The organism is Desulfuromonas carbonis (assembly GCF_054658035.1).
Genome location: NZ_BAAHXR010000003.1, coordinates 330,937 through 356,671, shown reverse-complemented (window position 1 = coordinate 356,671; position 25,735 = coordinate 330,937). Strand labels below are relative to the sequence as shown.

Here is a 25,735-nt window from a genome sequence, read left to right as displayed (position 1 = left end):
CTGCTGAGTCAGGACGGTTCAAACAATGAAAAAATGGATAATCGCGGTTCTGATCCTCGCGGTCGCTGGCGGCCTCTTCTGGTGGCGCAGCGCCGGCCGGGAAAAGCCGTTGAAAATTCTCAAGACCGAAGTCGTGACCCGCGGCACGGTGCGCAAGGTCCTCGAGGAGACCGGGATCATCAAGTCCCAGGTCGGCGCCATCGTCAAGATCGGCGCCCGCGCCACCGGTACCGTCGAAAAGATGCTGGTCAAGGTCGGCGACCCGGTCGCCAAGGGCCAGCTGGTCGCCCGCATCGATAACCGTGAGCTGCGCGCCCAGCTCGCCGAAGCCGAAGCTGGCCTCGCCACCGCCCGCGCCGAACTGGCCCGGGTGGAGAAGGTCTATCCGCTGCAGATCGCCGAGGCGGAGGCGAACCGGGCCGCGGCGGTCAGCCAGGCCAACTACCTCGCCGCCAACGCCCGTCGCCTCGAGTCGCTCCTCGCCGAGGGGTTCGTCTCCCGCGACGAGGTCGACAACGCCGCCCAGAAGGCGACCGCCCAGGCCGCCCAGGTGCGGGCGGCGGCGGCGACCGTCGAGCGCCTGCAGGGGGAGTTCGCCGAGGTGCGTACCAAGGCGGCGCGCAGCGTCGACCAGGCGGCGGCCAATGCCGACTCGCTGCGCATCCGCATCTCCTACACCACCATCTACAGCCCCATCGCCGGGGTGGTCAGCCAGGTTACCGCCCAGGAGGGGGAGACGATCGTCGCCGGGCTCCAGGTCGCCAACCTGATCACCGTCCTCGACACCGCGCGGCTGGAAATGTGGGTCTATGTCGACGAGACTGACGTCGGCCAGGTCCACCCGGAGCAGCCGGTGGAATTTCGCGTCGACGCCTACCCCGGCGAGATCTTCCACGGCACAATCAAGACCATCTACCCGCAACCGGAGATCCGCGACAACATCGTCTACTATCAGGCGCTGGTCGCCATCGACGCCGAGCAGGCGGCAAAACTGCGCCCGGAGATGACGACCCAGGTGCAGATCGTGGTGGCGCAGAAGGAGGATGTCCTGCTCGTCCCCAACACCGCGCTGAAATGGGTCGACGACCGCCAGCTGATCTTCGTCGAGGGGGCGGACGGCACGGTGCGCCAGGTACCGCCCCAGCTCGGTCTCGCCGGTCTTACCCACAGCGAAATGACCGCGGGACTTCAGGCCGGGGAGAAGGTGGCGACGGAGATCTCGCTCCCCGGGCAGAAGCCGGCCAGGGCCAAGAATCCATGAGTGACGCCGCGCCGCTGATCCTCCTCGACCAGATCGTCCGCAGCTACCGCCAGGGGGAGCAGGAGATCGCCGTTCTCAAGGGGATCAGCCTCAACATCGACCCGGGCGAATTCGTCGCCCTGCAGGGACCCTCCGGCTCCGGCAAGTCGACCCTGCTGCACATCCTCGGTCTCCTCGACCGCCCCAGCGGCGGCCGCTACCTGCTGCAGGGGGAGGATGTCGCCGGGCTCCCCGACGACCGCCTCAGCGAGCTGCGCAACCGCACCCTCGGCTTCCTCTTCCAGAGTTTCTACCTCGTCCCCTACGTCTCGGCGCTGGAGAATGTCATCCTCCCCGGCCTCTACGGACCGACCCCGGGACGGCAGTTGCGCCAGCGCGCCGAAGAGCTGCTGGTCCAGGTCGGACTCGGCGACCGCCTCCACTTCAAGCCGAGCCAGCTCTCCGGCGGCCAGCAGCAGCGGGTGGCCCTGGCCCGGGCGCTGGTCAACGATCCCCAGCTCCTCCTCGCCGACGAGCCGACCGGCCAGCTCGACTCGACCACCAGCGTCGAAATCCTCGAGCTCCTCGACACCATCCACGCCCAGGGACGGACCCTGATCCTCGTCACCCACGACGAGGAGACCGCCGCCCGGGCGCAGCGGAGGATCGTGCTGCATGACGGCCTGGTCGCGAATTCCTGAGGCGCTGCGCCTGCCCGGGCGCCTGCTGCGCATGGCGGGCGAGGCGCTCTGGGCCTACAAGCTGCGCAGCGCCTTCGTCATCTGCGGCGTCGCCCTCGGCATCGCCTCGCTGACGATCATCGTCGCCGCCGTCGATGGCGCCGAGCGCAAGGCGCTGGAGATAGTCAAGTTCTTCGGTCCCGACGCCGCCTTCGTCATCGGCGGCAACATCGAGAGCCGGGCCGTCGGCCAACGCACCCTGACCCTCTCCTGGGAAGATGCCCGGGCGATCCGCACCTCGCTCCCCGGTGCTTACCTGGTGGTGCCGATGCGCGCCAAGGGCGGGCTGTCGATCCGGACCGGGGAGACCAGCAGCGACCTCGGCATCGCCGTCGGCGCCACCGCCGGCTACGCCGAGGTCTGGAACTGGCCGCTGGCGGAAGGGCGCGATTTCGACAACGAGGATGTCGAGCGTGGCGCCAAGGTCTGCCTGATCGGTGACACGCCGGCGCGGGCCCTCTTCGGCGACAGTTCACCGGTCGGGCGCACCCTCTACCTCGACCGGTTGCCGCTGCAGATCATCGGCCGCCTCTCCTACCGCGGCCTCTCGGGGGGGCGCGGTTCGATCGACGACCGCATCATCCTGCCGATCACCACCCTGACCCAGCGCTTCAACCTCGATCGCAAGTACTTCCGGGCCCTGCGCGTCAAGTTCCGCGATACCGACAACATGACGGCCAACGTCGCCAACCTGCGCAGCCTGCTGCGCCACCTGCACAAGCTCGAAGGGACAGACAAGGACGATTTCACCATCCTCACCGCCGACGAGATCCTCAAGTTCCTGTCGATGTTCAAGGGGGGGCTGGTCGTCTTTCTCGGCGTCACCGCGCTGGTGGCGATCGTGGTCGGCGGCTTCGTCCTCGCCAACCTCTTCTACCTCAGTGTTTCCGAGCGGACCATGGAGATCGGGCTGAAGAAGGCGCTCGGGGCGAAAAAGAGCGCCATCCTCTGGCAGATCCTGGTCGAGGCGGTGGTCCTGACCCTGATCGGCGCCCTGCTCGGCATGGCGATCGGCATGGGAATGGGGCAGTTGCTGGCGCGGCTTGAGATCCTGGAGATCCTCTTCTCCTGGAAGGTCTTCTTCATGGCGCTCGCCGCGGCGGTGGCGATCGGCGTCCTCTTCGGCCTCAAGCCGGCGCGCCAGGCCGCCAACCTCGACCCGATCGCGGCGCTCAAGGGGCTGTAAGGTGGGGCAATTTTGAATTTTGAATTTTGAATCTCAGGTGGGTCGAATTCCCCGAAGCTTGCTTCGATGAAAGCGATCAATCTAAACTTTTGATACCCCGTAGCTTGCTGCGGGGAGATTCATTCACGAATCACGAATCACGAATCACGAATCACGAATCACGAATCACGGACCCTTATGTTCTTCAGCCTGAAAATCGCCCTCTCCTCCCTCAAGACCCATCGGTTGCGCACGGCGCTGGCGGTGATGGGGGTGCTGCTCGGCGCGCTGGCGCTGACCGGGGTGCAGTCGATCTCCCAGGCGATGTACGCCAAGGCCGAGGCCGAGACCGCCAAGCTCGGCACCAACCTCCTGATGGCCCGCTCCGGCCAGGTGCGCTTCGGCCGCGACGGCGGCGGCCGGGTGCGGGGGGAAGCGAAGACCTTTACCCTCGGTGACGCCCGGGCGCTGATCGGTGGCCTGCCGGCGGCGCGCCTTGGCGCCCCCTTCGTCAACGCGACGATGCCGGTGCGTTACGGCAACACCAAGGTGCCAAGCCAGCTCATCGCCAGCACTCCCGAGTACGCGGATATCCGCAACCTGCAACTCGCCGCCGGGCGCTTCTTCAGCGCCGCCGAAGAAGCATCCCAGGAGCGGGTGGTGGTCCTCGGCGCCAAGATTGCCAGCCGTCTCTTCCCCCGCCCCGAGGCGGCGCTCGGGGAAACGGTCCTGATGTTTAGGGCGCCGGTCCGGGTGATCGGCGTACTGGCCACCATGGGGGCCGACATCGTCGGCAGCGACCAGGACGAGCAGGTCCTGGTCCCCCTCTCCACCTACCAGCGGCGCTTTGCCAACCAGGAGACCCTTAGCGGCGTTTACATCCAGCTCGCCACGCCGCAGGACGAGGCGGAGAGCAAGCTCGCCGCCACCGAGATCCTGCGCCGCCGCCACCAGATCGGTCCCGGCCAGCGCGAGGACTTTTCCGTCGTCACCGCCCGCGACACCATCCAGCTCCAGGAACAGGCCCTCGACCTGGTGCAGACCCTCGGCCTGATCAGCTCCTCCATCTCCTTCGCCGTCGGGGGGCTGGGCATCCTCTCGATCATGGTGCTGCTGGTGCGCACCCGCCGTCTCGAAATCGGCATTCGCCGCGCCGTCGGCGCCAAACGTTTCGACATCATCCGCCAGTTCATCCTCGAAGCGGCGCTGATGGCGGGGATCGGCGGTCTCCTCGGCGTTCTCTGTGCCGAGGGGTTGGTGGTCGTGGTGACCCGTTTCGCCAAGATGCCCCTGGTCTTTGACCCCCTGCTGATGGCCGGCACCTTCCTCGGCTCCCTCCTCCTTGGCCTCGCCGCCGGCGCCTATCCGGCCTGGCAGGCGGCCCACATCGAAGTGCTCGAAGTTCTGCGAAACGAGTAAAAGGCTTTTATAGGTCCGATGGGACCCATGGGTCGTATGCGACCTATGAAATGCTTTGTCGGCAGAGGGTGTCGAGCTGCGCTGCTTCCTGCGCGGGGTCGTAGTCCGTGGTCGGGCGGGAGAGGGTGTTGCGGTAGGCGGGGTCTTCCAGGAGGCGGCGCAGCTGGGCGGCGAATTCGGCACCGTCGCGGTAAAGCAGGCCGTTGATGCCGGGGGTGACGACGGCGGCGTTGCCGGGGATGGCGCGGGCGAGGATCGGCACGCCGAGGGTGGCCGCTTCGAGCAGGGCGTTGGGGAGCCCCTCGCTGCGGGAGTGATTGAGGACAAGGTCCGATTGGCGCAGCGCTGCCGCCATCGCCGCGGGCGGGATGATGCCGATGTAGTCCGCCCAGGGAGCGGCCGCGAGATCGGTGAGGAGGCTGCGGCCATAGTCGGCATCAAGGAGCGGGCCGCAGCAGGCGAGGTGGAAGGGGGGGAGGTCCGCGGCCAGGGGGGCGAGCAGCGCCAACAGTTCGCGCTGCCCCTTGACCGGGCGGATTCCGGCCGGGAAGAGGAGGAGCGGCCGGTCTTCGGGGAGCTGGTGACGTTCGCGCAGCGGGTAGGAGAGGGTCCCCGGTTCGACCGCCGCCGGCAAGAGTTGCAAACGCGCGGTGAGCTCGGGCAGCTCTGCCTGAAAACGGGCGACGAGGAGCGGGTTCTGCAGCAGGATCGTCGCCGCGGCGCCGAGGACCCGGCGTATCGTGTCGCTCTGCCCCTGATCGGAAAGCCCCTGGTTGAGATCGGTGCCGGTGAGCAGGACCAGGAACGGGCAGGCACCGCCCGCCTCGCGCCACGGCCGGCCACTGCGGTAGGCGTGCAGCAGCAGCGCCAGCTCGGGACGAAAGGCGGCGAGGGAAGTGCGCAGCGGGGCCGGGTCGAGGGGGGTGGCGCAGAGCTCCACCTGGTGATCGCCGGCGCGCAGGCCGCGGGCGAAGCGCTCGGCCGTGACCCAGTTGCCGGTGGCGCGGTCCTGTTCGGGGAGGACGATCAGGATGCGCATGCGCAGGCTCCGAAGCTGGTCAGTTCTATCCCGCGGCTCGCGATCAGCGGGCGCAGCTCGGGGGCGCAGAGGGCGGCCAGTTCCGCGAGCCGCTGCGGCCCGGAGAAGGGGTGGCCGGGGTCGGGCTCGCCGGGGTGAACCATCAGCTCCCAGTTCCCGGCGGGCAGCTCCGTGAGCAGCCGCGTCAGGGCAGCGAGGTCGAGGCGGTCGAGGAGCGGCATCCCCCACAGCCCGTCGGGGATGAAGAGGCCGGCGGCACGGATGCTGGCGCAGGCCGCCGGGGCGAGCTGCCGGTAGAGGGCGAGTTCGGCGCCGAGCTCGCCGGCCGGGTCGGCGGCAGCCGGTTCCGCCGGCAGCGGCAGGCGCAACGCCGGGATCCGGTACTCGCTGGCCAGCTCGATCAGCAGTCGGCAGATCGCCGGAAAGAGGCCGCAGTGCTGGTGACTGTCGAGATGGTCGGGCCGCAGCCCGGTTGCCAGGGTGCGTTCGAGCTGGGCGCGCAGTTCCCGACGCAGTTCCGGCAGTGGCAGGGTGCCGGCGGCGAGGCGCCGGCGCAGCTCGATCTTGCCGGGGAAGGCGCCGCGGGGGTCGGTGAGGCCGGCGATCGGCCCGGCCAGGGGCTCGCCTTCGGAGCAGTTGAGGTGCACCCCGACCGGCAGCCCGCCCTCGAGTGCGGCGCGGGCGGCACTCTCAAAGCTCGGGCCGTTGGCGAGGAGCGAGGCGCTGGTCACCACCCCGTCGCGAAAGGCGCGCAGGATGCCGCGGTCCCGTCCTGGGCCGCTGCCGAGGTCGTCGGCGTTGATGATGAGGCGAATCATGGCCGCCATTCTATGCCGGGGCGGCGGGCAAGCCAAGGGGGATTTTGGGGCAAGGGCCGGGGCGGTTCGCGCGGATCAGGTCTGATCACTTCGGATAAAGTTCGGATCAATCGAAGGCAACCGGAACCAGTGCAGTCTCACGCGACGCCGCAACGAACGCGACGAAACCCGGGAAAGGAACCGGAAATTAACAAGCCTTGTTGAATTCTAGACCCGTTTTTCCCGTTGCGTCGTCGCGGCGTTGCGTTAGGTGATTTGGGTTGGTGCCTGAATCCGAATCGAATCAGACCCGATCCGAAGTGATCCGCGCGAAACGCCCTGGACCTGAAAAGAAACGGCGCGAGCCCCCTGCGGGACCCGCGCCGTTGGTCGTTCGACCTGCGCCGGAGACTACTGGCGGTAGGTGATGCTGTACTTGAAGGTCGCCGGGTCGAGCCAGTCGACGACCTGGCCGCCGACCTCGGCGTAGGGATACATCAGGTAGTTGACCGGCGCGCCGGCCTGGGGCGGGGCGAGGAGCAGGTCGCGTCCTTCGCTGAGGCGCACCCGGTAGGGGTCGATGCCGCCCCAGAAGTAGCTGCGCAGCTCGGCGACCTTGGGATCTTTCAGCTCCAGCTTCTGCACCAGCATCGCCTTGCGGACGTCGGCGGGGTCGACCGGCACCCAGCCGGTGCCGGGGAGGTAGAACTCGGCCCAGCAATGCTGCCAGCCGGTGATGTCAACCAGCGGCGCCTTGCCGAGGCGGATGCCGAAGACTTCGCGGCAGGGGACGCCGGCGGCGCGGGCGAGGGCGATGAAGACCGAGGAGATGTCGGCGCACTTGCCGCCGGGGCGGATCAGCAGCGCGCAGACATCGCCGGTGCCGCAGCCGCGTGTCTCGGGGTCGCGGTACATGTTGTCGACGATCCAGTTGTAGACTGCATGGGTCTTGCCGAGGACGGTCGTCTCCCCCTTGGTGATTTCGTCGGCGATCTTCTTGATCTGGCCGTCGGTCGGCCCGAGCATGGTCGGCGCCAGATAGCGCGCATAGTCGCTAGGGTCCCAGGGCGTCTCCGGGGTGGCAAGGTCGCGCACCTGCACCTCGTCACGGACCACGTCGAAGCTGAAGGTCAGCACCCGGCTCTTGGCGTCGGCGTTCCAGCGGGCGTAGAGCATCGGCGTGCCATAGGTGCGGTCGGTGTAGACAGCGGCCTCGGCATAGTCGCCGCCGATGCGGACGTTGCTGATCGCCTGGTCGGCGTCGGAGACCGGGTAGGGGAGCCAGAGTTTGACCTCCTGGCCGGCCGCCTGGCCGGAGAGGTCGAAGTTGGCGGTCAGGGTGCCGGCGGCGGTGGTCGCCAGGGCCGGGGTGGCGAAGAGGAGCAGGGCGAGGAAGATTAAACCGAGTCTTTGCATCAAAAACCTCCGCATTTTGGATGGCGCATAGTCTAGGCTTTCCCTTGGTGAAATGCCAAGCGGAAAGTGTAAACTCGACCGGAACGGCACTTCCTGCTCGCAGGCGGCAACGCATCGCCGTTGACAGCCTTGTTGCTTCCGTGGCAAAACCGAATGGGCCTTTAATCTTATCCCGGAAGGGTTGCCTGTGACCGAGATTTTTCAGAATGGCATGTTCGTTTTTCTCGGCGCTGCCGGTCTGCTGATCCTGCTGATCGGGGCGCTGCTGATCGGGGTCGGTCTCTTTTCCCTGCAGCGGCGCAGTGCTTCCCGCCATTGGCCGCAGGTGCCGGCGACGATCGAGGTCAGCGAGGTCCGTCCGGAGACATTTAGTGAAACGCAAATGTACAAGCCGGTGGTCAGCTACCGCTACACGACCCCCGCTGGCACCTTCACCAGTCACAACCTGGCGACCACCGGTCGCCTCTACGCCAAACCGGCCAAAGCGCAAAAGATTGCCGATCGCTATCTGGTTGGCACCACGGTGATGGCGCGCTACAACCCCGACGATCCTGGTGAGGCGATGGTCGAGCCGGAGGGTCTGGGCGGCGGACTGATGTTCATCGTTTTCGGCCTGCTCTGTATGATCCCTCCGGCAGTGGGTGGCTACCAGGCCGGCCTCTCGCCCAGAGCGATCGGCCTGATCCTCGCCATTCCCGCCCTGGTCATCACGGTTCTGCTGCTGCGCAGCCGTTCCGGCACCGCTGCCGCCCGCGCCAAGGGGCTGCTGCCGCCGGCGGGAGAGGGAAGCGATGCCGATGTCGCTGCGCTGATGGCGCGCGGCGAAAAACTGCTCGCCATCCGTCTCTACCGCGAGCTTCATGGCAGCGGGCTCAAGGAGGCGAAGGAGGCGGTCGAGACCCTGGATCGGGACGCCAGGAACGCCGCGCCATGACCGACCCGGTCCTGCTCTACCGCGACGCCGACTACGTCATCGTCCACAAGCCTGCCGGCCTTTTGGTCCACCGCAGCCCCATTGACAGCCGCGAGACCCGCTTCGCTCTGCAGCTGGTGCGCGACCTCGTCGGCATGCGCGTCTACCCGGTGCACCGCCTCGACAAGCCGACCTCCGGCATCCTCGCCTTCGGCACCTCCGGTGAAGCCGCCCGCCGCCTTGCCGAACTCTTCGCCGCCGGCCAGGTCGAAAAAACCTACCTCGCCGTCGCCCGCGGCGTCGTCCCCGACTGCGGTGTCATCGACCATCCCCTGGTCGAGGAGCTCGACCGCTACGGCGATCCCCTCGCCGAGCCCGACAAGGGGCCGCAGCAGGCGGTCACCGCCTACCGCCGCCTCGCCAGCGTCGAGCTCCCCTTTGCCGTCGGCCGCTACCCGACCAGCCGCTACAGCCTGGTCGAAGCCCGCCCCAAGACCGGCCGCCGCCACCAGCTGCGTCGTCACTTCAAGCACCTGCTCCATCCCCTGATCGGCGACACCAAGTACGGCGAAGGGCGCCACAACCGCTTCTTCCGCGAGGAGTTCGGCTGCAACCGTCTGCTCCTCGCTGCCGTCGAGCTCGCTTTTGTCCACCCGTCGACCGGTGAGGCGTTGCATATCGTCGCGCCGTTGGAGGCGGACTTCCTTGGGATCGTCAACCGGCTCGGCTGGGGTGGGGCGCTGGATGCGGGGTGGCGTGGCTAAGGCGTCAAAATGATTGACAACCGGCAAGGATTGCCGGTATGAAGGAGAGGTCTTTTTTCGCTTGGAATTTTGGAGGGGTGATGCCGGGCAAGGGGACCAGCCTCAAGGGATTCAAACAAGGCCGCTTAACCGGTGGGTATTCCGGTGGGCGGTTTTTTGTGTGGTCGGGTGCAAAGTCTGCGAGCGTGGCTCATTAAGAAATGTAAAAACTTAACCTTCCGTAATTATAAGGATTTTGACCCGATATAACAGTTGCTGTTATATCGGATATAACAGCAACTTCCTATTCCCTGTTGTATGGCAATAAAATGGAGAGGGCATGAGGAGAAACCTAAAGTGGTACTTTGCTGGGCTCCTTACAGCAATTATTGTTTTTGGCGCTTGGGGTTGGGTGAATAACCGACCATCAAATACCGTCAGGGAATTCCCTAAAGAAACCCAAGAGTTCATGGTGCAATTAATGCCTTGGCTCAAGTCTGCAAGAGGTGCCAATTTAGGCCCCTTCACTATTGTCGTACCAGGCAATAATTCAGAAAATTCTGAAGCGATTTTTTGGCCCCAAGGCAAAGGGTTCCCGCAGGTATTTGTCTCCGAGGACAAGATCTCGCTCATTGATTCAAAAAATAAAATGATGTCGATTAAACTTAGGGAGAAATCCGGAGAGTTCAAATCCTACGATATGACCCCGGACATGTTGAGCAATGTGAGTTATTTCGACAACAATTTCGACGGACAATATGATGTCAAATTGAATGTTGCTGAACCTGGAAAGCGTCCAGAAATAAGTATCTACTATGAATCAAAGTGGCTACCTGTTGTGTTCAAAGAAAAAAAGAAATACATAAATACAAATGGTGATTTAAGGGAAATAAGTTTGGATAATTTTTCTTGGCATTTTGTTAAATAATCAAATGCCATACAACCATATAATCAACCGGACTGGTGATACAGGCGCGATTCTCGAAAAGGTTTCTACTGGATTGAGCCGTCCCTTCGCAGCCGGTTATCACTCCCGTTATAAAACACATCGAATTTAAACGAATATCTGGAGGTAACGGCTTTGCTGAAATTTATCCTCTCCCTTCTGTTTTTGGTTGTTTGTTCCCATCCCTCAGTGGCCTCCGACCAGGTCCAGGATGTCAGGGTCGTAAACCTTCCCGAGACGCAGAATGTGGACGGGTCTGTCGGCATCAAAGGGCTTATCAAGCACAGCTTCCTGGATCGGCGCGAGCAGATTCTGGTGCCGACGGTGCAGCGAGACAATACCGACAACCTGATTTATGCCGGGACGATCCAGGCCGATGGTTTTACTTCCATCGTTCTTAGCCTTCAAGGGGAAGTGCAGGGTGAAACCTTTTCCTCGGGCAAGGTCGGCGCGTTATTGATTCCGAACGAGAAGCCAATTCTTCGTGCATTTCGGAATGACAAGAAAATTCTATTTCCCATGGAGGTCACTGCCGATGTGGTTTCCGGGGTAAGTGGGTCTGTCAAACGAACTGTGTATCCGCTCTTTCAATAGACCAGATTCAACGGCACCCGGTCTTCGCCGAACATCACTTGGAATGTCTGCAGCGCTGGCTTCCAGTTGTGGATCATCTTCCAGTTGCGTGACGCCTGCCGGATTGCCAGATAGAGCGCCTTGATCGCCGATTCGTCGTTGGGGAATATCCTCCGGTTGCGGGTCAGCTTGCGCAGGCTCATGTTTAGCGATTCGATCGCGTTGGTCGTGTAAATGACCTTGCGAATTTCCGGCGGAAACTGGAAAAACGGGATGATGTTGTCCCAGTTGCTCCGCCACAAGCGGATTACCGAACGATAGGACTTGCCCCAATCGGCGTCCAGTTGTTCCAACTCCGCCGCCGCTTCTTCGGCGGTCGCCGACTGGTAGATACGCTTGAGGGCCGCGACCACGGCCTTGCTGTCCTTGACCGTGACGTAACGCAGGCTCGCCCGCACCAGATGGACGATGCAGAGTTGGGTCAGGGTCTTGGGGAAAATGGCGTTGACCGCTTCCGGCAGCCCTTTCAGCCCGTCCATGCAGGCGATGTAAACATCCTGCACGCCGCGATGGCGCAGTTCGGTGAGGACCGAGAGCCAGAACTTGGCCCCTTCGGTCTCGGCGATCCACAGGCCGAGAACTTCCTTCTCGCCGCGCAGGTTGACGCCGAGAACCACATGGGCCGACTTGTTGACCACCTGCTTGCCGTGATGAATCTTGACCGTCAGGCCATCGAGCCACAGGATCGGGTAGACGGCTTCCAGTGGGCGATTCTGCCAGGCCCGGACCTCGTCCAGAACCGATTCGGTCACCTGGGAGATGACGGCATGGGAAATCTCCACGCCGTAGAGATCCTTCAGGGCGTCCTCGATGTCGCGGGTCGTCATCCCTTTGGCATAGAGGGTCAGGATCTTTCCTTCCATCCCGGCCAGGCGAATCTGGCGTTTGCGAACCAGTTGCGGCTCGAAAGACCCCGCCCGGTCGCGGGGCGTTTCGATCTCCAGTTCGCCGAAGGTGCCCTTGACGGTTTTACTGCTCTTGCCGTTGCGGGTGTTGGCGCGTTTCGCCGGCCCGGCTTCGCCGGCTCCGTAACCCAGATGCGCGGTCATTTCGGCGTCCAGGCTGCGGTTGATCATGCGCTGTAGCAACCGCGAATAGAGTTTGTCGACGTCCTCGGGGGTTTTGCAGTCGACCAAAAGCTCGTCCAATTTGTCTGATTTAATCGCCATCGTTTCTGCTCCTCGGTGGGGGAATTGCCCCACTCTCTCATGGAGCAGATACACAGTTCAATTTACAGGCTCGGGTAAGTCACTATTTCACAACCGAGTCTGCCAAGCATGTGGTCGGATTTCCCGAATACTCGGTTTATCTCTACAATTCGACGAACAAGAACGTCGAGGTCAACCTTTACCTCTATCTGACCAACTAAATCCATATCGTCCTGGCATGCCTTCATTGAGGTGGATCGATGCGCACTCTTCTCCTCGCTCTCCTGATTCTCCTCTCGACCAACCTGAGCTGCGCCGCCACCGACTCCTTCACCCTCGATTATTCCGTCAGCGGTAACACGGTCACCATCCTTGCCGCCGTCACCCCCTACGACCCCACGCCGAAAGTACGCGACGCCTTCCTGCACTGGTTCCAGCGCGGCTTCGAGACTGCTCTGAGAAATGAGGCGCCGCTGCTGGTCGAATGGCAGAACACTCCGCAGGGGCAGGCGGGGCAGGATGGCTACGAGCTGGGGCTGGAGAAGGGGGAGCGCTTCCGGGCGCGGCGCTCGGGGACGGAGCGGCAGACGGTGCCGATTCCGGTCCCGGTCCGCTGAATCTGCCTTCCGCCACACCGCAATCGATTGACTTTGCCGGCTCCCCCCGCTACTGTAACCGTGCGTTGATGTTGAAGGATTCCCCCGTCCCACCCCCAATCGAGAGGTGCCGTCATGCGGGAAATTCACACCAGGCCGATCGCCGAGCGGATCGAGTGGCTCTTCGACCTCGCCGACCGTCACGGACGCACCTTTCGCAGTCCCGAGGCGTGGCTGGCGCGGGAGCGCTACCTTGCCGAACACCCGACGGCGATCGCCGTCCTCAAGTGCATGGACGGGCGCATCAACATCCCCGTCGCCACCAACACCCCGGCTGGCATCCTGATGCCGATCCGCAACCTCGGCGGCATGTTCGATCTCGGCTGGCCGCACCTCGGCGAGGTCCTCGCCCACCACGTGCTGCGCATGACCAGCGCCGGCCGCCGCGTCCTCTTTTTGATCACCTACCACTGGTCGAAAGGGGATGCCAAGCGCGGCTGCGCCGGCTTCCACTACGACACCAATCTGGCGATCGAGCATACCCGGGAAATCCGCCGCCAGGTCGAGCACATCTTCGGCCAGGGGCACGGCACCGTCTACCCGCTGGTCTGCGGCTTCGAAACCGACGAGGAGGCGCTGATGATCCACGGCGCCGACGGCGCGCTCCTCGACCTCGCCGGCCTCTCCGCCAGGGATGCCGCGACCCTGGAGCCGCGCCTCGCCGGGCTCCTCCCCGACATGCCGGTGCAGATGCGCGCCGACCTGCTGCCACTGTTGCACGGCAACCTCGAACACATCGCCGAAGTACGTGCCCAGGCCAGGCGCCAGGAGCGCAGCCTCGATGTCGAGCACCGCGAGTGGATGATCTGCCTCGGGCGCGGGTTCGACTTTCTCCATACCCCCAACCTGGCGCTGATCATCGGCCCCTACAGCCCCGACCTCGCCGACCCGCTGCGCAAGGCGGCCGGCATCATCGAGAGCAACATGCAGGCCGGCCGCATCCCCGGCGACGGTTTTCTCCTCCTCGCCTCGGTCCCCTACGACGAAATCGGCGTCGACCGGGCGCGGGCGGAACTGAAGGCCGGGTTTCTCTCGCGCTTTGCCGCCGGGGTTCTTAAGGAAGAATTCCCGGCCCTGGCCGGTAAAATGTTCAAACGGACGGCGGTCCTCGACTGGCGTTCGCGTAACCTCGAACTGATCGGCGACTGAGCCGCAGTCAGCGGCCGCCTTCGCAGGCGACTCGGGACAACGAAAGGAGCCTTTTTGCAACGGATCAAGGATTTTCTGCACCAGCCCTCGGCGGTCGGCATCCTGCTGATGATGGCCACCGCGCTGGCGATGATATGTGCCAACAGCGGCCTCGAGGGGCTCTATAATCACTTTCTCGACACCCCCCTCGAGGTGCGCCTCGGTCGCCATATCCACATCGCCAAGCCGTTCCTGCTCTGGATCAACGACGGCCTGATGGCGGTCTTCTTCCTCCTCATCGGTCTCGAGGTGAAGCGGGAGATTTTCGAGGGGCAGCTCTCGAGCCCGGCGCGGATCATCCTGCCGGGGGTCGCCGCCCTCGGCGGCATGATCTTCCCCGCCCTTTGCTACGTGCTCGTCAATTGGGGCGACCCCGTCGCCATGAACGGCTGGGCCATCCCCGCCGCCACCGACATTGCCTTCGCCCTCGGCGTCCTCGCCCTGCTCGGTAGTCGCGTGCCGCCGTCGCTGAAGATCTTCCTGCTCGCCCTGGCGATCATGGACGACCTCGGGGCCATCGTCATCATCGCCCTCTTCTACTCGGGCGATCTCTCCCACGGCATGCTCCTCCTTGCCGCCGCCTGCCTGGTGGTCCTCTTTCTGCAGAACCGCTTCGGTGTCCTCCATCTCGCTCCCTACCTCTTCGTCGGTGCGCTCCTCTGGATCTTCGTCCTCAAATCGGGGGTCCACGCGACCCTGGCCGGGGTCGCCCTTGCCTTCGCCATCCCGCTGCGCAGCCGCGACAACCGGGAGATTACGCCGGGGATGGCGCTGGAAGAAGATCTCCACGGCTGGGTCAACTTCGCCATCCTCCCCCTCTTCGCTTTCGCCAATGCCGGCGTGCCCCTGCATGGCCTCGGCTGGGGCGACCTCTTCGAGCCGGTCCCCCTCGGCATTCTCCTCGGCCTGGTGCTGGGAAAACTACTCGGGGTTTTCGGCGCCGCCTGGGGGGCGATCCGCCTTGGCTGGGCACCACTGCCGGAGGGGTCGAGCTTTCGCCAGCTCTTCGGCGTGGCGGCGCTGTGCGGTATTGGTTTCACCATGAGCCTCTTCATCGGCGGGCTCTCCTTCGAACACACCGGCGGCGAGGTCAACTACCTGCTGACCCACCGCATCGGCATCCTCGCCGGATCGCTCATCGCCGGAGTGCTCGGCTACCTGCTACTGCGCAATTCGGCGCGGGCGGCGCTGCCGGAGCGGTAACCGCGGCGCCGGGGACGGCCCGGGAAATTCGCCAACAAAAGAAGAGCGGGCATCCGGTAATAGCCGGATGCCCGCTTTCGTCGCGCGCGTTTGTCCTGTCCCTGGCGCTGAAACGATCTAGAGGATGATCATCTCCTTCTTGGCGTAAATCACCGCCAGCAGCGTCGCCGGCTCGTCCCCATGGCAGGAGACGACATGGGGCAGGCTCGAATCGTAATAGATCGAATCCCCCGGATAGAGGAGGTCGGCATGCTCGGCGAGGCGCACCTCGACCTCCCCCTCCAGCACGAAGAGGATCTCTTCGCCGATGTGCTGGTTGGCCGCGACGCTGCGGGCGCCGCCCGGCGTCAGGGTCACCAGGAACGGCTCCATGTGCCGGTTCTGCATGCGGTGGCCGAGGGACTCGTAGCGGTAGCCGCCCCCCTTGCCGTCGGCGGAGCCGAAACGGGAGACGGTCTTGCGGTTGCCGCCGCGAACGATGCAGAAGGCGGAGTCGGCGTCGTCGCCGAGGAGCTCGCCGACCGTGACCTGGAAGGCGTCGGCGAGGCTGACGATGTTGCCGAGGGGGGGATCGACCGTCCCCGCCTCGATGGCGGCGATCGTCGCGCCGTCCAGTCCGGTTTTTTCTGCCAGCTCCTGCTGCGATAGCTTCTTCCTGGCGCGCAGGCTCTGGACTTTCTCGCCAATCCTGATCGGTTCTTCCGACATCTGCTGCCTCCTTCCAGAAATTGAATGCAAGCGAAATGCTGCGGCTACTGGTTGTCCTTCATATAGGCGTAGTCCGAGACGATCGACCAGGCCCGGGCCTTGGCGAGGTAGGCGCGCTGGGAGTCGAGGACCTCCTTGAAGAGCGGATCCTTGGCGGCGTACTCATCGAGCAGGCGGGTGTTGGCGGCCTTGAGGGCGTCGAGAATCGCCGGCGGGAAGGTTTTTACCTTGACCTCCGGGAACTCGGTCTTCAGCGACGCCAGGCCGACGGCGTTGTCGTTGAACATGTGGGCATAGGCATCGAGAGTCTCGGCCTTCATCGCGGTGACGACGATCTCCTGCAGGTGCTTCGGCAGCGCGTCGAAGGCCTTGCGGTTGATCATGAACTGCAGCTCGGAGGCCGGTTCGTGCCAGCCGGTGTAGTAGTAGGGGGCGATCTTCTGGAACCCCATCTTCAGATCGAGGGCCGGGCCGACCCACTCCAGGGCGTCGATGTTGCCCCGCTCCAGCGAGGTGTAAAGTTCCCCCGGGGCGATATTGGTGACGACGACGCCGAGCTGGGCGAGGACCTCGCCGGCAAAGCCGGGGACGCGCATCTTCAGCCCCTTGAGGTCGGCCAGGCTCTTGATCTCCTTGCGGAACCAGCCTCCCATCTGCACCCCGGTGTTGCCGCCGGGGTAGGAGTAGACGCCGTGCTTTTCATAGACCTTCTGCATCAGCTCCATGCCGCCGCCGTAGTAGAACCAGGCGTACTGCTCGGGGGCGGTCATGCCGAAGGGCATGGTGGTGAAGAACATGGTGCTCGGTTCGGTCCCCTTCCAGTAGTAGGAGGCGGTGTGCCCCATCTGGTACTGCCCGGCGTTGACCATGTCGAGGACTCCGAAGGGGGACTTGGTCTTGTTGGCCGAGTCGATCTGGATCACCAGCTCGCCGTCGGACATGGTGGCGACGCTCGCTGCGAAGTGATGGACGGCATCGCTGAAGATCGGCGCGTTGGTCGGCCAGGTCATCGCCAGCTTCCAGGTAATGACCTTTTTCGCCGGGGCAGCAGCCTGCGGCGCGGCGGTCGGCTGCTGTTCGCTGCAGCCGGTGAAGAGCAGGGCGCAGAGGAACAGGATTGCCGGGACCAGGGTGCGATAGAGGGGGTGGCGCTGCATCGGGCCTCCTTGTTTGCCGGTTTTAAGGGTGGGCGTTTTCTTCGTGGCGCGGGCGGTCACGCAACCACGATATTGGTTTCGGGGCGATCACGGCAACAAAAATCTGCGTTTGCCCCGGCCGGGTGTTCAGGGGCGCTGCCGGTCGCTCGCCGCTACGCCCTCCCGGCTGACGGCGCGAAGCTCCTGGCGGTAGCTGCGCAGCAGTGCCTTGACCCGGGCCGCATGATCCGGGCCGATGCGCAGCAGTAGCTTCTGGCCGGCGGAGCGCGCTTCGAGCTCGGGGTCGGCGAAGAGGTAGAAGACCTTGGGCCGCACCAGGTGCACGGGAGCGCTCACTTCGGGGGTGGCGAGCAAATGATCGATGACCGCGATGAGGCGGTCATTGAAATAGCCGCCCGGGTAGCCGAGTTCCTCGTAGGCCTGCTGGAAGAGTGGGTAGAGGTGGACGTAGACCGTCACCACCTGCCGCGGCGCGGCGGCTTCGGCGAGAGCGATCCAGGGGGCGTAGCGGTGGGCATTGGCGGCGGCGATGACCGGCGCCTCTTCGTCGCCGGAGGTGAGGAAGGTTCCCGCCACCGGCCGGGTCGGCAGGCGGCTGGCCGGCAGCTCGGCCCGCGGCAGGTTGTCGATCAGCAGGACGAGGCGCTGGATGAAGTGGTCGAGGATGAAAAACCGCTCCAGCGGCTCGCCGGGGAAGAGCCGCCCGAGCAGCTGCTGCAGCCGCCCGTCACTTTCCGCCAGGGAGGGGAGGGGCTGGTCAAGACCGAAATCCGGTGTGGCCGGCGGCGCCTGGGCGACCAGGGGATGCTCGGCGCCGCTCGTGGCGTCATGCGCGGGAACGGCAATTCGTTCAGGCGGGGATGGCGGCAGCGGCGCTTCGGGCTGCCCGGCTGGCCAGAGGAGGAAGATCGCCGCGGCGACCAGGAGAACCAGCGACAGGATCAGGAAACTCTTCATGGTGGTTACCTTCTGCCAAATTCGGCGGCGGAGATTGAAGCTTGTCCCTCAAGGGTAAATGGAAAGAGCCCGCTTGCCAACTTCCCGGCGACAAAAGGGGAGGATGCCGCGCGAAACTTGACGCGCACCCCGGTCGCAGGTAGATTCTGCTGACACCTCCTGCTACCGACGAGTCTCCCGATGCCCCAAGCCTTCCCTTTCCCCCGCTGTTGCCGGCGGCTGTCACAACTGGCGCTGCTGTGCGCGCTGCTGCTGCCGGCCGGTTGCCAGACCCCGGTGGCGCCGATCCCGACCCGGGTCTACTTCAACCCCGCGCCGCAGGGGGCGGAGAAGCTGATGATCATGCTGCGCGGCATCGGTGGTGACGAGGAAATCTTCGACCGGGAAGGGCTGATCCGGGAGCTCTTCGTCCGCGGCTACCCCTTCGACGTCGTCGCCCCGGCCGCCCACTTCGGCTACTACCGGGAGGAGAGCCTCGGGCAGCGTCTCGAAGCGGACATCATCGCTCCGGCGCGGGCCAGGGGCTACCGGGAGATCTGGCTGGTCGGAACCTCCATGGGCGGGCTCGGCGCCCTGATGTACCTGACCGCGCATCCCGGGGAGATCGCCGGGGTGATCCTGCTCGGCCCCTTCCTCGGCTGGGGAGCGGTGCCGGAGGAGATTGCCGCCGCCGGTGGTATCGCGAACTGGCAGCCGGGCGCGGTCGACGTGAAGGAAGACTGGGAACGTTTTCTCTGGGCCTGGCTCAAGGAGTACGCCGCGCGCCCCGATCCGGTCCCGCCGATCTACCTCGGCTACGGCAGCTCCGACTTCTTCTTTTCCCAGCAAGAGGTGCTGGCGCGGCTCCTTCCCGCCGAGCGGGTGCTGGTGGTACCCGGCGGCCATACCTACCTCACCCTGCGCCTCCTCTGGACGGCCGAACTCGATCGCCTCGACGCCACCCTGCGGCGCTGACCCCGCTCCGCCTCCCCTGGCTAGAGCGTTTCCCCCGGCGCCAGCACCACCACCTCGTGCAACGGCCGGCGCCGCCCCTTGCTGCTCAATTCCGACACCGAGAAGACCAGAGTCGACTTCTCCCGCTGGCAGCGAATCGCCGCCTCCCGGCCGGTCAGCCTTGCCCCGGCGAGATCGAGGCGGCTCTGGTCGGTCACCAGGGCGGTCGCCCCGGAGATCTCCACCGCCGTGGCGATCAGGGTCGAGGCGCGGATGAAGAGACCGACCTCCGCGCCGGCGATGACGCTGTTGCGCATGCTGACCAGGGAGCGGTCGATGACCGCCTCACCGATGTAGGCGTCCTCGATGGTCACCTCACGGCAGTTGTTGATTTCCAACCGCTGGTAGTTGCCGCTGAAGGTGACCCCACTCTGATCCTGGCAGCGCCCGATCCGCTCGCTGGCCGGCGGTTGGGGGCGCGGTGGCGGTTGCGGTGCCACGGTAAGGGCGTCATGCAGCGCCCGGGAAAAGGCGGCCGGATTTTCCCGCATCGGCGTATGGCCAAGGCCGGGCAGAAGTTTCAGCTCGGCCACCGGCAGAACCCCCTGCAGCAGCTGCGCAATGCGGCGCGGGGCGACCGCATCCTGCTCGCCCCAGAGCAGCCAGGTCGGGGTCGTGACTCCAGCCAGGATCGGGGTGAAATCGGTCTCGACCAGGGCGAGAGCGGCGATTTTCGCCGGTTCGCTGCCGAGCACCCGCTCCCGCCCGGTGGCGCTGGTCAGGATTTCCCCGAGGTTGGCCGGCAGGCGGGAGAACTTCTCCACCACCCGCCCGGCAAGGCGGTCGAAGAACCCCTCGGTGCTGGCCGGGAAGAAGGGGGGACGGAAATTCAGCTGGTCCTGGAGGAAGGTCTTGCTGACCGTCACCCGGTTGAGGAGGCCGACCGTGTCGACCAGGACCAGCCGCTCCAGGTCCTGCCCGTAGCGGCCGGCATAGGCGAGAGCGATGGCGCCGCCGAGGGAATGGCCGACGATGGTGACCGGCCGGCCCGGGTAGCGGTGCAGCAGCCAGTCGATGAAGGCGGCATAGTTCTCCGGGGAGTAGAGCCGGTTCTCCTTGCTGGAACGGCCGAAGCCGGGGAGGTCGGGGACAAGGACGTGGTAGCGATCAGCCAGCCCGGGGAGGCTGTCGTCCCAGCAACGCCCCGCCTCGTCGCCGAGACCATGGATCAGCAGCAGCAGTTCCGGGTTCTCCTGGCCGACCTCGGTCAGGTGAAAGAAGCCGCCGAAGATCGGCTCGGCGAGGCGCCTGCCGGTCTCGGCCGTGGCCGGCGCCGGGCTCAGCCAGCAGCAGAGGACGAGGAGCCCGGAGAGGAGTGCCCGCCAGCTCATGGTTCTGTCCCGAGGCCGGGTCGGCGGAACTGGCTCAGGAAGCTCCAGCAGGCCAGGCCGTAGTCAAAGCGGCGCAGCGGGTCCCCGGCCGGCAGCGCGGCGATCGCCGTCGGGCCGGGCCAGACATGGCCCCAGTCGGTCAGGGCGACGGCCCGCACCTGGCTCCACGCGCGGCAGTCGGTCCAGGTCCTGGTTTCGATGGCGCCGGCGTTCCAGCTGATCTGGTCCGGTCCTTCGTTGCAGCCATCGGCGGCGCGCCAGAAGGCGATGGCGTCGTCGAAGGAACGGTAGCTGCGCTCCCCCCCCTTGAGCGGGCTGGGCCCCCCGGCAAAGGGGATATGGCGGTCGGCGCGGCCATGGGCGATGAGGAAGGGGACCGGCAGCGCCGGCGTCGGCAGCGTCCAGGAGGTGACCCCCTCGACGCTGCTGCCGATGGCGCCGGACATTACTGCCGCGGCGGCGAAAACTTCGGGGTGTTCGGCGGCGAGGCGGTAGACCAGCATCCCCCCGTTCGACATGCCGGCGAGGTAGACCCGGGAGCGGTCGATCGGCAGGCGCTGGTCGAGGGTGGCGAGCAGGCGCAGAACGGTGCCGACGTCGTCCCAGTCCTCCGCTACGGCTTTGGCGCAGCAGTGCCCAGCATTCCAGTGCGCCAGGTAGCCGAAGAGGCCGATTCCCTCGGGGTAGGCGACGACAAACCCTTCGTCATCGGCGAGAGCGCTGAAGCCGGTCTCCTGTTCCATCGCCGCGGCGGTGCTGAAGGCGCCGTGGATCACCACCAGCAGTGGCGCCCGGTCGCTGCCGAGGCCGGGCGGAATATGGACCCGGGCCGAGCGCGACCAGCCCCGGGCGTCGGTGCCGAGGTCGAGGTGGTAGGTTGCTGGCGGAATCGCTTCGGTCGCCGGTAACAGCGGGGTACAGGCGGTCAGCAGGCAGAAGAGCAACAGGGTCATTCTCCTGGCGCAGGTGCGGAAGGTCATCAAGCAGGCATTCCTTTCCCCTTCGGTGTTGGTGCCGTCGGCTCTCAGTATACCTGTTATGGGGCGGTCGGCAGCCCTGTCTCCGGTCCGGTCCGTTAGTTATCCCCGATCCGATTGAAAATCCAACAGACTGTGGGAGAATTAGGCGCAGGTATCTCCTGCATCGCGCTGCGCCCATTTTTCCATGAGGTCGATTGGAATGAAACGAGGAGGGCTCAAGGCCCGCTTCACTCTGGCCGTTACCGTCGCCTACCTGCTCTTCGGCGCGCTGACCTACCTCGCTTTCAATTTTGTCACCGGCGAGGTCGTCAAGGCCCTTGGCATTCGTTTTGCGGCCAAGCAGGCGCTCCTCGAAAAGTCGAAGCTGCTGGCGACGATTCAGGGCGACCTCGCGCTGTCGCTGAAAATGAGCGATTCGCCACTCCTGAAGCGCTGGCTGCAGGATGAGAAAAATCCGAGCTGGAAGGAGCTGGCGCTGGAAGAGCTGGAAAATTACCGCCGCCATTTTCTCGGCAGGAGTCTTTTCCTCGCCTTCGACCACTCCCGCCACTATTACTTCCTCGACGGCAGCGGCGATGCTGCCGAGGCCAATCCCCGCTATCTGCTGAACCCTGAAAATATAAACGATGCATGGTACTTCCGTACCATGCAGGATGTGAATGACTTCGAGCTGAACATCGACTACGACAACCACCTGAACCTGACCAAGCTCTGGTTCAACGTGATCATCAAGGACGATGCCGGCCGTAAGCTCGGCCTCGGCGGGGGCGCCATCGACATCAGCGCCTTCGTCGATGATATCGTCAACTCCGGGGAGCCCGGCGTCGAGACCATCTTCCTCGCCCGGGACGGCGTCATCGTCGGCCATCACGACCAGCACTACGTCCTCCATAACAGCAAGGTCCGGGGGGCGGAGCGGATGACCACCATCTACGACCTGATCGACGGCGACCGCACGGAACTGGCGGCGGCACTGAAAGGCCTGCTGGCGGGTGGTCCCGAGGTACGGACCCTCTACCTGAGCATGGAGGGACGGACCTACCTCGCCGCTCTCTCCGAGCTGAAGGAGATCAAGTGGTTCAACCTGGTCCTGGTCGATGTCAACCAGTTCGTCAGCCCCCGCGATTTCCTGCCGGTCCTGGTTATCCTGATCCTGTCGACCCTGGCCGTGATCCTGGTGATCGGCCTGCTCCTCAATCGCCTGGTCCTCTCCCCCCTGGCCGCCCTGGCGGAAACCTCCCAGGAACTCGCCCAGGGGAATTTCGCGGTGACGATGCCGCCGGCCTCCGGCAACGAGATCGGTTCCCTGACCCGCTCCTTCGGCGAGATGACGCGGATGGTAAGGGACTATACCGAAAACCTGGAACAGAAGGTGAGCGCGCGAACTGCGGCGCTGAATGACTCGCACCGGGAGCTGGCGGAAGCCAACCGCCAGGTGATGGCCAGTATCCGCTACGCCCAGCTGATCCAGGCCTCCCTCCTCCCCGATGGGGCGGCCCTGCAGCGGGGGCTGGGCGAAGTTTTCGTTCTCTACCGCCCCCGGGATATCGTCGGCGGGGACCTTTATTACTTCCGCGAGGAGGCGGAAGGGTGCCTGCTCGCGGTCATCGACTGCACCGGTCACGGTGTCCCCGGCGCTTTCATGACGATGACCGCCAAGGCGGTTCTCGACAATCTCCTCGAGGTGACCGACCAGAGTGATCCGGCGGCGATCCTGCAGCAGTTCAACCGCCGCATCCGCCAGGCGCTGCATGCGGCCCAGGGGGATGTGACGATCGACAACGGGCTCGAGATGGGGCTCTGCCGGATCTTTCCGGGGCGGCGCCAGCTGATCTTTGCCGGCGCCCGCATCAACCTGCTGGCGGTGACGGCAGGTGAGCTCGTCTGCTACTGCGGTGATCGGCAGGCGATCGGCTACCGCCGCTCTGACGATGATTTTGCCTACACCAGCCACCACCTGGAGCTGGCGCCGGGAACCGCACTCTATCTGGCCAGCGATGGTATCCTCGACCAGGCCGGCGGCCCGAAGGGCTGGGGCTTCGGCAACCGGCGTTACCGCGCACTGCTGACGCGGATCGCCCCGCTTCCGGCGGCGGAGCAGCGCGCCGCCATCGAAGCAGAACTGGCCGCCTACCAGGGCGATTACCCGCAACGGGACGATATCACCGTTGTCGGATTCAAACTTCAGTAACCTGTCCGGAAAGGGGAAGACCTGCTTTGGCAACCATCGATCTTTACGACCTCAGGGCGAGGCTCAACTGTGACGAGATCCTGATCTGTTTTGCCGGACCCTTCTCCCACAGTATCATCGAAGAACTCGGGACCGCGGTCCGCCACTACCTGGAAGAAGAGCAGGTCGCCAGGACTTCGCTGATGAATGTCTTTGCGGTCTTCGTCGAGCAGGCGCAGAACGTCAAGAACTACACCGCGCGCAAGGTGGCGCAGAGTCCCGGCACGAGTCAATACAACAGCTCGATCGTGGTGATCGGCAGGAGCGGCGACAGCTACCTCGTCGCATCGGGGAATGTCGTCGAGTGTGCCGACATTGCGCCGGTGATGGCCCGTATCGAACAGCTCAATGGTCTCGACCGGCAAGAGCTGAAGGCGCTCTACAAGGAGCAGCTGCGGCGCAGCCCGGCCCCGGGGCGAGGCGCCGGACTCGGCCTGATCGACATGGCCCGCAACGTCTCCGCGCCGCTGGAGGCCTCGCTGCGCGAAATCGACGACAAGACCTGTTTCTTCAGTCTTAAAGCCCTGATCTAGGAGATCCTGCATGGAAAAGCTTCATGTCGCGGCGACCAAGTCGACTCCCGAGGTCCTGTTCGATCCGGAAACTGGCGAGTTGCAGATCAGTGGCGAGTCCTTTCCGGAAAATTCTTTCGAATTCTACAAGCCGATCCTCTCCTGGATCTCCCGGTTTCTCGCCGTCGAGAGGCGGCCGGTCGTCCTGACGGTGCACTTCATCTATCTCAACACCGGCAGCACCAAGTGCATCATGGATATCCTCGATCTCTTCGAGGAGGCCCACGTCGCCGGGCGGTCGGTCGAAATCCGCTGGCAGTACGACGCGGAAAACGATCGGGCCCTCGAGACTGCCGAAGAGTTTCGCGAGGAAGTGACCCTGCCGTTTCGCATCCTTGCCATCGATACGGCGTCATGACCCGGCCCGAGCTCGGCAACGGGGTGGAGAACCCCCTGATCCAGCGTTTCCGGCCCCGTATCGAAGGGGCGGCCGGTGCCAGCGGGCTGACCGGAACGGAGGCGGCTGAGCTCTTCGAGGGCTACCGGAAGCTTGACCGGCGGCTTGCCCGCATTGCCCGCATCAGCGACCGCTACCAGGCCGAGATCCGGCAGCTGGTGGAGCAGCTGCAGGAGGCTCTGCACAAGATCAGCGTCCTCAAGGGGTGTATCCCGATCTGCGGATCCTGCAAGAAGGTGCGCAGCGACGAAGGGTACTGGCGCCAGCTCGAGCAGTATCTCACCGACCATTCGGAACTCCTTTTCTCCCACGGCCTCTGCCCCGATTGCGCTGCCAGTTACATGGCCCAGGCGCGGGGGGGGAAGCCGGGGAGTGGCGGCGTCTCTCTTGCCGTCGAAGACCAGGCGCTCAATGAAGACGATTTTGACGATCCGGTGGTCGCCGAATTCCTGCCCCTGGTCAACCACCCGCACTTCGCCGACAGCCCGCTCTCCGGAGCCTTCTCGGCGCTCTTTCGCAAGTACGTCCGGCTCTCCCGACGCATGGGACGGATTGCCCGGATCAGCGACAGTTACCAGACCAATCTGCAGGAGATGAAGCGCCGCCTCGATCTCTCATCGCGGACCGATTATCTGACCGGCCTTGCCAACCGCCGGGAGATGTATGAGCGCCTCGCGGTGGAACTGAGCCGAGCCCGCCGCCACGGCGGAGTATTTGCCGTTCTCATGTTCGATTTTGACCATTTCAAGGAGTTCAACGACCGCTACGGGCATGCGGTGGGGGACCGGGTTTTGACCGTGGTGGCCGAACTGGTGACCCGGAACCTGCGCCGGGAGGATAGCTGCTGCCGCTGGGGCGGGGAAGAGTTCCTGGTTCTGCTCCCCGAGACTTCCGCCAGCCAGGCGCTGGTCGTCGCCGAAAAGATCCGCCGGCTGATCGACAACCACCCGATCGAGGCCGATAGCGTGACCGTGCACGCCACCGTCAGCCTCGGAGCGACGGTCTTCCTTGCCGAGGAGTCGGTCGATGCCTGCATCGCCCGCGCCGACGCCGCCCTCTACCAGGCCAAGGAGGCGGGACGCAACCGCACCATTCTGATCGACGCCAGGGACTGAGCGGAGACCGCTCCCGTCCGCGCCGCCCACTTTTTCCGATCCGGAGTCT

General features: G+C 64.8%; 25 protein-coding genes. 16 read left to right on the top strand and 9 right to left on the bottom strand.

The window, feature by feature from the left end:
* Window positions 1-25: 25 nt before the first annotated feature.
* From ACYQ8E_RS08645 to ACYQ8E_RS08630, 4 genes are all read left to right on the top strand, one after another.
* Window positions 26-1,261 carry an efflux RND transporter periplasmic adaptor subunit gene (locus ACYQ8E_RS08645; protein ID WP_066728346.1) on the top strand — a complete coding sequence of 412 codons (1,236 nt, stop codon included), beginning with the start codon at window positions 26-28 and terminating at the stop codon, window positions 1,259-1,261.
* Complete coding sequence (locus tag ACYQ8E_RS08640; protein ID WP_066728345.1) at window positions 1,258-1,941, top strand: ABC transporter ATP-binding protein; 684 nt, start codon at window positions 1,258-1,260, stop codon at window positions 1,939-1,941. Before ACYQ8E_RS08645 ends, ACYQ8E_RS08640 begins: the two co-directional genes overlap by 4 nt.
* Entirely contained in the window at window positions 1,916-3,166 is a 1,251-nt protein-coding gene (locus ACYQ8E_RS08635) for an ABC transporter permease (RefSeq protein ID WP_066728343.1), read from the top strand. The genes ACYQ8E_RS08640 and ACYQ8E_RS08635 overlap by 26 nt, the downstream gene beginning before the upstream one ends.
* Window positions 3,167-3,343: 177 nt before the next feature.
* On the top strand, window positions 3,344-4,564 hold the full coding sequence (locus tag ACYQ8E_RS08630) for an ABC transporter permease (RefSeq protein WP_066728341.1): 1,221 nt from the start codon (window positions 3,344-3,346) through the stop codon (window positions 4,562-4,564).
* A 43-nt stretch (window positions 4,565-4,607) separates the two neighbouring features.
* Here ACYQ8E_RS08630 and ACYQ8E_RS08625 read toward each other — a convergent pair whose 3' ends face one another.
* The 3 genes from ACYQ8E_RS08625 to ACYQ8E_RS08615 all read right to left on the bottom strand — a co-directional run bounded on the left by ACYQ8E_RS08625 (window position 4,608) and on the right by ACYQ8E_RS08615 (window position 7,816).
* Complete coding sequence (locus ACYQ8E_RS08625; RefSeq protein WP_066728339.1) at window positions 4,608-5,603, bottom strand: glycosyltransferase; 996 nt, start codon at window positions 5,601-5,603, stop codon at window positions 4,608-4,610.
* A complete protein-coding gene (locus ACYQ8E_RS08620) occupies window positions 5,591-6,421 on the bottom strand; it encodes a carbohydrate deacetylase (RefSeq protein ID WP_066728338.1) in 831 nt (276 codons plus the stop codon). The genes ACYQ8E_RS08625 and ACYQ8E_RS08620 overlap by 13 nt, the downstream gene beginning before the upstream one ends.
* A gap of 390 nt (window positions 6,422-6,811) precedes the next feature.
* A complete protein-coding gene (locus ACYQ8E_RS08615; RefSeq protein WP_066728332.1) occupies window positions 6,812-7,816 on the bottom strand; it encodes a transglutaminase-like domain-containing protein in 1,005 nt (334 codons plus the stop codon).
* 187 nt (window positions 7,817-8,003) lie between these two features.
* Between ACYQ8E_RS08615 and ACYQ8E_RS08610 the strand changes: the two genes are divergently transcribed.
* The 4 genes from ACYQ8E_RS08610 to ACYQ8E_RS08595 all read left to right on the top strand — a co-directional run bounded on the left by ACYQ8E_RS08610 (window position 8,004) and on the right by ACYQ8E_RS08595 (window position 11,012).
* The gene (locus tag ACYQ8E_RS08610) at window positions 8,004-8,750 is read left to right on the top strand and encodes a DUF3592 domain-containing protein (RefSeq protein ID WP_066728330.1); all 747 of its coding nucleotides are present in this window, start codon (window positions 8,004-8,006) and stop codon (window positions 8,748-8,750) included.
* The gene (locus tag ACYQ8E_RS08605; RefSeq protein WP_066728328.1) at window positions 8,747-9,493 is read left to right on the top strand and encodes a tRNA pseudouridine(65) synthase TruC; all 747 of its coding nucleotides are present in this window, start codon (window positions 8,747-8,749) and stop codon (window positions 9,491-9,493) included. The genes ACYQ8E_RS08610 and ACYQ8E_RS08605 overlap by 4 nt, the downstream gene beginning before the upstream one ends.
* Window positions 9,494-9,812: 319 nt before the next feature.
* Window positions 9,813-10,400, top strand: coding sequence for a hypothetical protein (locus ACYQ8E_RS08600; RefSeq protein WP_066728327.1), 588 nt, complete (start codon window positions 9,813-9,815; stop codon window positions 10,398-10,400).
* 153 nt (window positions 10,401-10,553) lie between these two features.
* Window positions 10,554-11,012, top strand: coding sequence for a hypothetical protein (locus tag ACYQ8E_RS08595; protein WP_459860653.1), 459 nt, complete (start codon window positions 10,554-10,556; stop codon window positions 11,010-11,012).
* On the opposite strand, the gene ACYQ8E_RS08590 is transcribed toward ACYQ8E_RS08595, so the two are convergent.
* Window positions 11,006-12,220, bottom strand: coding sequence for an IS256 family transposase (locus tag ACYQ8E_RS08590; protein WP_066725531.1), 1,215 nt, complete (start codon window positions 12,218-12,220; stop codon window positions 11,006-11,008). The two genes, ACYQ8E_RS08595 and ACYQ8E_RS08590, sit on opposite strands and share 7 nt — an antisense overlap.
* 239 nt (window positions 12,221-12,459) lie before the next feature.
* On the opposite strand from ACYQ8E_RS08590, the gene ACYQ8E_RS08585 reads away from it, so the two are divergent.
* The 3 genes from ACYQ8E_RS08585 to nhaA all read left to right on the top strand — a co-directional run bounded on the left by ACYQ8E_RS08585 (window position 12,460) and on the right by nhaA (window position 15,246).
* Window positions 12,460-12,816, top strand: a complete 357-nt coding sequence (locus ACYQ8E_RS08585) for a hypothetical protein (protein ID WP_066728324.1) — start codon at window positions 12,460-12,462, stop codon at window positions 12,814-12,816.
* Window positions 12,817-12,930: 114 nt separating this feature from the next.
* Window positions 12,931-14,004: a carboxysome shell carbonic anhydrase domain-containg protein gene (locus tag ACYQ8E_RS08580; protein ID WP_066728322.1), complete on the top strand. Its 1,074-nt coding sequence runs from the start codon at window positions 12,931-12,933 to the stop codon at window positions 14,002-14,004.
* A gap of 54 nt (window positions 14,005-14,058) precedes the next feature.
* Window positions 14,059-15,246, top strand: a complete 1,188-nt coding sequence (nhaA, locus tag ACYQ8E_RS08575) for a Na+/H+ antiporter NhaA (RefSeq protein ID WP_066728320.1) — start codon at window positions 14,059-14,061, stop codon at window positions 15,244-15,246.
* A 117-nt stretch (window positions 15,247-15,363) separates the two neighbouring features.
* On the opposite strand, the gene ACYQ8E_RS08570 is transcribed toward nhaA, so the two are convergent.
* From ACYQ8E_RS08570 to ACYQ8E_RS08560, 3 genes are all read right to left on the bottom strand, one after another.
* Window positions 15,364-15,954, bottom strand: coding sequence for a helix-turn-helix domain-containing protein (locus tag ACYQ8E_RS08570; protein WP_066728318.1), 591 nt, complete (start codon window positions 15,952-15,954; stop codon window positions 15,364-15,366).
* A gap of 44 nt (window positions 15,955-15,998) precedes the next feature.
* Window positions 15,999-17,111, bottom strand: coding sequence for a TRAP transporter substrate-binding protein (locus ACYQ8E_RS08565; protein WP_082820373.1), 1,113 nt, complete (start codon window positions 17,109-17,111; stop codon window positions 15,999-16,001).
* A 126-nt stretch (window positions 17,112-17,237) separates the two neighbouring features.
* Window positions 17,238-18,068 carry a DUF3014 domain-containing protein gene (locus ACYQ8E_RS08560; protein ID WP_066728316.1) on the bottom strand — a complete coding sequence of 277 codons (831 nt, stop codon included), beginning with the start codon at window positions 18,066-18,068 and terminating at the stop codon, window positions 17,238-17,240.
* 180 nt (window positions 18,069-18,248) lie between these two features.
* On the opposite strand from ACYQ8E_RS08560, the gene ACYQ8E_RS08555 reads away from it, so the two are divergent.
* A complete protein-coding gene (locus tag ACYQ8E_RS08555) occupies window positions 18,249-19,022 on the top strand; it encodes an alpha/beta fold hydrolase (RefSeq protein ID WP_459860649.1) in 774 nt (257 codons plus the stop codon).
* A 20-nt stretch (window positions 19,023-19,042) separates the two neighbouring features.
* Here the strand turns inward: ACYQ8E_RS08555 and ACYQ8E_RS08550 are convergent, their stop codons facing one another.
* Together ACYQ8E_RS08550 and ACYQ8E_RS08545 are read right to left on the bottom strand one after the other, a co-directional pair.
* Window positions 19,043-20,392 carry an alpha/beta fold hydrolase gene (locus tag ACYQ8E_RS08550; RefSeq protein WP_066728309.1) on the bottom strand — a complete coding sequence of 450 codons (1,350 nt, stop codon included), beginning with the start codon at window positions 20,390-20,392 and terminating at the stop codon, window positions 19,043-19,045.
* Window positions 20,389-21,372: an extracellular catalytic domain type 1 short-chain-length polyhydroxyalkanoate depolymerase gene (locus ACYQ8E_RS08545; protein ID WP_066728308.1), complete on the bottom strand. Its 984-nt coding sequence runs from the start codon at window positions 21,370-21,372 to the stop codon at window positions 20,389-20,391. Before ACYQ8E_RS08545 ends, ACYQ8E_RS08550 begins: the two co-directional genes overlap by 4 nt.
* Window positions 21,373-21,571: 199 nt before the next feature.
* On the opposite strand from ACYQ8E_RS08545, the gene ACYQ8E_RS08540 reads away from it, so the two are divergent.
* Genes ACYQ8E_RS08540 through ACYQ8E_RS08525 form a run of 4 tightly spaced genes read left to right on the top strand, consistent with a single transcriptional unit; the run spans window position 21,572 to window position 25,686 of the window.
* A complete protein-coding gene (locus ACYQ8E_RS08540) occupies window positions 21,572-23,563 on the top strand; it encodes a SpoIIE family protein phosphatase (protein WP_066728306.1) in 1,992 nt (663 codons plus the stop codon).
* Window positions 23,564-23,589: 26 nt separating this feature from the next.
* On the top strand, window positions 23,590-24,135 hold the full coding sequence (locus tag ACYQ8E_RS08535; RefSeq protein ID WP_066728305.1) for a SiaB family protein kinase: 546 nt from the start codon (window positions 23,590-23,592) through the stop codon (window positions 24,133-24,135).
* A 10-nt stretch (window positions 24,136-24,145) separates the two neighbouring features.
* Complete coding sequence (gene siaC / locus ACYQ8E_RS08530; protein WP_066728303.1) at window positions 24,146-24,532, top strand: biofilm regulation phosphoprotein SiaC; 387 nt, start codon at window positions 24,146-24,148, stop codon at window positions 24,530-24,532.
* Entirely contained in the window at window positions 24,529-25,686 is a 1,158-nt protein-coding gene (locus tag ACYQ8E_RS08525; RefSeq protein WP_066728302.1) for a diguanylate cyclase, read from the top strand. Before siaC ends, ACYQ8E_RS08525 begins: the two co-directional genes overlap by 4 nt.
* The last annotated feature ends 49 nt before the right edge of the window (window positions 25,687-25,735 follow it).

Coding starts and splice junctions, on each gene's coding strand:
- ACYQ8E_RS08645 (WP_066728346.1), top strand. CDS start 26: ATGAAAAAATGGATAATCGCGGTTCTGATCCTCGCGGTCGCTGGCGGC.
- ACYQ8E_RS08640 (WP_066728345.1), top strand. CDS start 1,258: ATGAGTGACGCCGCGCCGCTGATCCTCCTCGACCAGATCGTCCGCAGC.
- ACYQ8E_RS08635 (WP_066728343.1), top strand. CDS start 1,916: ATGACGGCCTGGTCGCGAATTCCTGAGGCGCTGCGCCTGCCCGGGCGC.
- ACYQ8E_RS08630 (WP_066728341.1), top strand. CDS start 3,344: ATGTTCTTCAGCCTGAAAATCGCCCTCTCCTCCCTCAAGACCCATCGG.
- ACYQ8E_RS08625 (WP_066728339.1), bottom strand. CDS start 5,603: ATGCGCATCCTGATCGTCCTCCCCGAACAGGACCGCGCCACCGGCAAC.
- ACYQ8E_RS08620 (WP_066728338.1), bottom strand. CDS start 6,421: ATGATTCGCCTCATCATCAACGCCGACGACCTCGGCAGCGGCCCAGGA.
- ACYQ8E_RS08615 (WP_066728332.1), bottom strand. CDS start 7,816: ATGCAAAGACTCGGTTTAATCTTCCTCGCCCTGCTCCTCTTCGCCACC.
- ACYQ8E_RS08605 (WP_066728328.1), top strand. CDS start 8,747: ATGACCGACCCGGTCCTGCTCTACCGCGACGCCGACTACGTCATCGTC.
- ACYQ8E_RS08600 (WP_066728327.1), top strand. CDS start 9,813: ATGAGGAGAAACCTAAAGTGGTACTTTGCTGGGCTCCTTACAGCAATT.
- ACYQ8E_RS08590 (WP_066725531.1), bottom strand. CDS start 12,220: ATGGCGATTAAATCAGACAAATTGGACGAGCTTTTGGTCGACTGCAAA.
- ACYQ8E_RS08585 (WP_066728324.1), top strand. CDS start 12,460: ATGCGCACTCTTCTCCTCGCTCTCCTGATTCTCCTCTCGACCAACCTG.
- ACYQ8E_RS08580 (WP_066728322.1), top strand. CDS start 12,931: ATGCGGGAAATTCACACCAGGCCGATCGCCGAGCGGATCGAGTGGCTC.
- ACYQ8E_RS08570 (WP_066728318.1), bottom strand. CDS start 15,954: ATGTCGGAAGAACCGATCAGGATTGGCGAGAAAGTCCAGAGCCTGCGC.
- ACYQ8E_RS08565 (WP_082820373.1), bottom strand. CDS start 17,111: ATGCAGCGCCACCCCCTCTATCGCACCCTGGTCCCGGCAATCCTGTTC.
- ACYQ8E_RS08560 (WP_066728316.1), bottom strand. CDS start 18,068: ATGAAGAGTTTCCTGATCCTGTCGCTGGTTCTCCTGGTCGCCGCGGCG.
- ACYQ8E_RS08555 (WP_459860649.1), top strand. CDS start 18,249: ATGCCCCAAGCCTTCCCTTTCCCCCGCTGTTGCCGGCGGCTGTCACAA.
- ACYQ8E_RS08550 (WP_066728309.1), bottom strand. CDS start 20,392: ATGAGCTGGCGGGCACTCCTCTCCGGGCTCCTCGTCCTCTGCTGCTGG.
- ACYQ8E_RS08545 (WP_066728308.1), bottom strand. CDS start 21,372: ATGACCTTCCGCACCTGCGCCAGGAGAATGACCCTGTTGCTCTTCTGC.
- ACYQ8E_RS08540 (WP_066728306.1), top strand. CDS start 21,572: ATGAAACGAGGAGGGCTCAAGGCCCGCTTCACTCTGGCCGTTACCGTC.
- siaC (WP_066728303.1), top strand. CDS start 24,146: ATGGAAAAGCTTCATGTCGCGGCGACCAAGTCGACTCCCGAGGTCCTG.
- ACYQ8E_RS08525 (WP_066728302.1), top strand. CDS start 24,529: ATGACCCGGCCCGAGCTCGGCAACGGGGTGGAGAACCCCCTGATCCAG.